This window comes from Pseudomonas cichorii, assembly GCF_019719005.1.
In the GTDB taxonomy this organism is placed as follows: domain Bacteria; phylum Pseudomonadota; class Gammaproteobacteria; order Pseudomonadales; family Pseudomonadaceae; genus Aquipseudomonas; species Aquipseudomonas cichorii_E.
The window spans coordinates 1-5,006 of sequence record NZ_JAIGPJ010000071.1 but is presented as its reverse complement, the minus strand read 5'-3'; the positions used below and the strand labels follow the sequence as shown (position 1 = coordinate 5,006).

Annotated in this window: 2 protein-coding genes and 1 pseudogene; all 3 read right to left on the bottom strand. The window is 52.3% G+C overall.

Annotated elements, in window-relative coordinates; translation table 11 throughout:
• A pseudogene (locus K5D32_RS25535) lies at positions 1 to 873 on the bottom strand (hypothetical protein); the annotation flags it as partial.
• Positions 874 to 1,028: 155 nt separating this feature from the next.
• Complete coding sequence (locus K5D32_RS25530; RefSeq protein WP_221602294.1) at positions 1,029 to 3,695, bottom strand: RHS repeat domain-containing protein; 2,667 nt, start codon at positions 3,693 to 3,695, stop codon at positions 1,029 to 1,031.
• A 174-nt stretch (positions 3,696 to 3,869) separates the two neighbouring features.
• The coding region (locus K5D32_RS25525) for an RHS repeat-associated core domain-containing protein (protein WP_221602292.1) at positions 3,870 to 5,006 on the bottom strand (1,137 nt) is incomplete at its 5' end.

Here is a 5,006-nt window from a genome sequence, read left to right as displayed (position 1 = left end):
ATGCTGCAACGCTGGGCTGCCAGCGCTGATTTCCATCAAACGACCATCTTGCGGATCGTAGAGCGAGCGGCGGATAACACCATTGCCCGCCGTTTCCTGCTCAACCTGATTGAAGGCGTTGTAATGGATATCGCTGACCAGCGTCTGCGTGGTGCTCGATGACTTCAGATCGACGGCTTTCAATTGCCCGGCTACGGTCTGTTTGAGGGACTGCGCATTACCCATGGCATCGGTCTGCCGAATCTGTTCGCCAAGTGCATTGAACGCCCAATGTGTTTCCAGGCTGTCGCTCTCCAGCAAGGCATCGCGCTCTGCTTCATCCAGCGGCCAGTCCGGTGTTTCCAAGGCGTACAGAAAATGCCGTGCTTCGATCAATGCCGAGTCGAGCAAACCGTAATCCGGTAGATGGCGAGTCCCTGCCGTATCGTCATGGCGAATCAACTGGTTGCATTGGTTATGCTCAAAACCATCCGCTCCGCCATAGCTAAGCCGCTCGGTTACCAGCTCGTCTTCGATGATTGCCAAAGGGCGCAATACCGCATCGTATTCAACCTGGTGTCGGCTACCGCGACTGTCCCAACCTTCAATCGGCAAGCCTGTTTCGTTCAATAACCCAAGCCGCCAACCGGCATCGACGCTTTCGGTCAGCAGCGCCCGGCTGCTAAGGCTGTAGGTTGTGCGCAGATTTTCACTAGAGAGACGAGGATCACGCTGTCTCACCAGACGTCCTGCCAGATCATAGGTTTGAGAGGTTACGCGTTCATCGACAGGCTGACCCTGCTCGCGACGAAACAACGCAATGCTGCGTATCGCCAAACCTCGCGGATCGATAACGATCAGCGTAGGTGTGTGAGTATGCAGCGCTATATTCATTCGCAAGCGTCCCTGTCTGCGGTCTGACATGAGTTTAGTTCAGTGAAAACAGCTAACTTGGCCGTACGTCAGAGTACCCTTGACATAGCGCCTTGATGTGGGATGGGCCTTGGCCGCGACGGGACAGTGGATTCCAGCCCTGTAGGCTGACTGTTTCAAATAATGTTTCTCCTTCGTGCTCTTGAGTTGCGCCGAGTGCCTGTCTCGGGCTGTTGGGGAGAGGTCGCAGGTTTTGAACTGCCTGGTAGATCCGGGGGAACAGAAAGCTCTGACATATTTGCGGCCTTTTCGACTGTTGCGACCGTGAGTCTGGACAGATTTTGGATAACTGTGTTTTCTGGGTTAGTTACGGCTAGCTCCTGGGGCACGACGTGCAAATATATATCCCAGTAGGAAGATTCGGTGAGTTTCTTTTCAGCGCGGATAGCTGTCAGTTTGAATGTGTCCAACAGCCGCTTTGTGCTTTTTCCATTCGGAGTGTCGTTCAGGAAATTTTTTAAAAGTTCTGGTGAGCCGCTGTCATACTTGTTAGCTATTTCAGCGACGGTGGCGTTGATGATGACGCTACGTTTTATAACTGAGGGAAGAGTGTTGGGGAAACCTTCGGCATTTGAAACCCGTATAAATTGCTCTACAGCGATTTGATCCGCATGGACGACAGGCTCTGCCCGTATGTGCTTGAAGTTTTGCTTGAATGTCCATTTGTGGGGCAGAAATTTATTTTCAAAATAGTCTTCAAATTTGTAATCTTTATGGGAGAGTTTTGAGGATATCGTGTAGGTGTCTTCAATTTCATGGTAGTAGCTGCTCTTCAGGAAGTCGTACTGTACCTGCGATTGTTTTTGAGCACTTTTGAGCCGGTCCTGAAGTTTTTCATCGATAAAATATTTTTGATCATTATTGGTGAATACGGCGATAAAGCCATTGTTGTCGAACGATGCGATCGGATTATTCCCGACAAAACAGAAAAGGTTCAGGCCGTCCACATTGCCCGCCGGGTCTGGATTGATCCAGCGTTGTAGCCATGGTGCGTAATACCTGAATCCGTAGTAATACAACCCGCTGGCATCACGCTCTTTACCTGAATATCTAATTGTCTTGTATTTCGCTTCCACAGCACGGCGCCCTGCCCACCACGATGTGCTGCCAAACGGGTAGTAACTTTCCTGGCTGATCAGGTTGCCTTGATGGTCCAGCTCCAGCGTGCTTGAGCCCAAGTGATCATTCAGGCTGTAGCGGATTTGATCGTTGGCGATGCCGTTCGGTTGACCTGCCTGCCAGTGCAGTACCCGACTGTTTTGGGCCGTGATGACGTGCAAAACTTCTCCATCGGCAGTGGTGCGGATTTCCAGCCCCGGCAGGTAGCGAACCTCGTTATTCAGCGTGCGACTGGAGGCCAGAGTGCTGTTGATCTTGCGGCATCTTTGCCCTTGGCCGTCGTAGATATAGCGCTCGTTATCGCTGGCTTCGGTGGCGCGGGTGACGGTGGTGATTTGCTGTAACTGGTTGCGGATATCCCACTCCATCGTCTGGCCACGGACCAGTTGCAACTGGTTGCCGTTGGGGTCGAAGCCGGTATCAAAGTCCGCGTCGGTTTCACCTTCGGGCAGGCTGCGATTGCTGTCCTGCGCCACACGCATTGTGCGGGTAAAGGCTTGTGCGCCGATGTGGCGCATCTGCAACAGATTACCGGCGCTGTCGTAATCGTAGTTTTGGGTGTAATTGCTGATCTGGTTCGGATCGGGCGGCAGCGGCTGCAAGCCGGGTAGGGCAGGGCCGTGACTGGCACCGATATTGACCTCGCGGCCCGTGGCCTCGATCAACTGATAGAGCGTGTCGTAGCGGTAGTGATTAATCGCCTCGACGCGCTGGTTGGCGAAGTAACGAATCGGTTGGGCAGCATCTTCGATTCGCAGGATATTACCGACCGGGTCGTAAGCGTAGATGAGGTGCTGCAACGCTGGATCGCCCGCACGAATCTCCATCAAGCGATCATCTTGCGGATCGTAGATCGAGCGGCGGATAACACCATTGCCCGCCGTTTCCTGCTCGACCTGATTGAAGGCGTTGTAATGGATATCGCTGACCAGCGTCTGTGTGGTGTTCGATAATTTCAGATCGACGGCTTTCAATTGCCCGGCCACGGTCTGTTTGAAGGATTGCGTATTCCCCATGGCATCGGTCTGCCGAATCTGTTCGCCCAGAGTATTGAACGCCCACTGTGTTTCCAGGCTGTCGCTCTCCAGAAGGGCATCGCGCTCTGCTTCGGCCAGTGGCCAGTCCGGTGTTTCCAAGGCATGCAGAAAATGCCGGGCTTCGATCAGTGCAGCCCCGAGCAAACCGTAATCCGGCAGATGGCGAGTCCCCGCCGTATCGTCATGGCGAATGAGCTGATTGCACTGATTGTGCTCGAAACCATCCGGTCCTCCGTAACCAAGCCGCTCGGTTACCAGCCCGTCTTCGGTGATTGCCGAAGGGCGCAATACAGCATCGTATTCAACCTGGCGCTGAGTACCACGACTGTCCCATCCCTCAACAGTTTGTCCCGCCTCACCCACTAACCCGAGCCGCCAACCGGCGTCGACACTTTCGGTCAGCAGCGCCCGGCTGCTAAGGCTGTAAGTTGTGCGGAGGTTTTCACTAGAGAGACGAGGATCACGCTGTCTGATCAGCCGTCCTGCCAGATCATAGGTTTGAGAGGTTACGCGCTTATCAACAGGCTCATCAGGCGTGCTACGGCAAAACGCAACGCTGCGCATCGCCAAACCTCGCGGATCGATAACGATCAGCGTAGGTGTGTGAGTATGCAGTGTCATGTTCATTCGCAAGCGTCCCTGTCTGCGGTCTGACATGAGTTTAGTTCAGCGCAACTAGTCGATTTGGCCGTACGTCAAATCGCTCGGGCACGTTGGCTCTGGGGGGCAATCGGATGGCATTCGTATTCGGGAAGAGGTCCGTATGTCCAATGCATTTTTTCCGGTTGGAGCTAGCCCGGATTATGGAGTCGCACCGCGTCTCAAGGCCGTGGGACGAATGTGGTTTTGAAGTGATTGAAAGAGAGAGGTAAACCACGAGGAATGGAGCGGCAGTGTGTCTGGCGTGGTTTGCGTATTCTGGATCATTGAGTTATGCCGTACTTCAATGCTGGATGGGGTGTACTCTTGAAGTACCTGATAGAAAGGATCAAGCCTTGAGGTGCTTTGTGACGATGTATCAGATGCGATGGGAGTACTGATCAGCGTTTGCGCCGGTGCCATTATCGTTTGGTTGTCCGGGGTGACATGTATGTAAATGTCTAGCTGTTGATTCGGGTGAAAGCGGGTGGTGACCTTGTTTGCGACCAATCCAAAGGTCTTGAATATTCTCTGCATGCTTTTGCCGAGTTGCGTCTGATGGATAAATTTTTCGCGTAGTTCATTCGATCCACTTTCATAGGTTTTTGCCACCTCAATAGCGCCAGCGTTTGTCACGTAGCTACCTTTGATCACCGAGGGCAATTGCCCCATGAAATTTTTATGCTTTGCAACTCGCAAGTATTGAGCTACCGCAATGTGATTAGCGTGAACAACCGGTTCTGTCCGCACATTCTTGAAGTTAACGTGGATATTCCATTTGTGCTTTTTGTATTGATTATAAAAGTAATCGCTCTCGTCCGAACCTTCTGTGCTGTATTCCGAAGTGATGTAGGACGTATCTTCTATTTCATGGGTGTAAGCATTTTCGATAAGGTCGAAATGTTCTTTCTGGCTTTGTTTGATGGCGTTTAATCGCGCTTCAAGCCCAGGGCTGGTGTAGGATATGCGTTCAGTTTTATTTGGATCGGTACCTACCAGACCGTTGATGTCCAGCAGTCTGATTGGAGTGTTTTTAACGAACTCATACAGATTAAGGCCCGCCGATATACCAAAGGGGTCAGGACTGATCCAGCGCTGCAACCATGCCGCGTAATACCTGAACCCATAGTAATAAAGCCCGCTGGCATCGCGTTCCTTACCTGAATATTTAATTGTCTTGTATTTCGCTTCCACAGCACTGCGCGCAGCCCACCATGCGGTGCCACCAAACGGGTAGTAACTTTCCTGGCTGATCAGTTTGCCTTTATGGTCCAGTTCCAGAGTGTTGGAGCCCAAGTG

What these genes read in the sequence shown, in the direction of transcription:
- K5D32_RS25530 (WP_221602294.1), bottom strand. Translation starts at nt 3,695, where the DNA reads ATGAACATGACACTGCATACTCACACACCTACGCTGATCGTTATCGAT.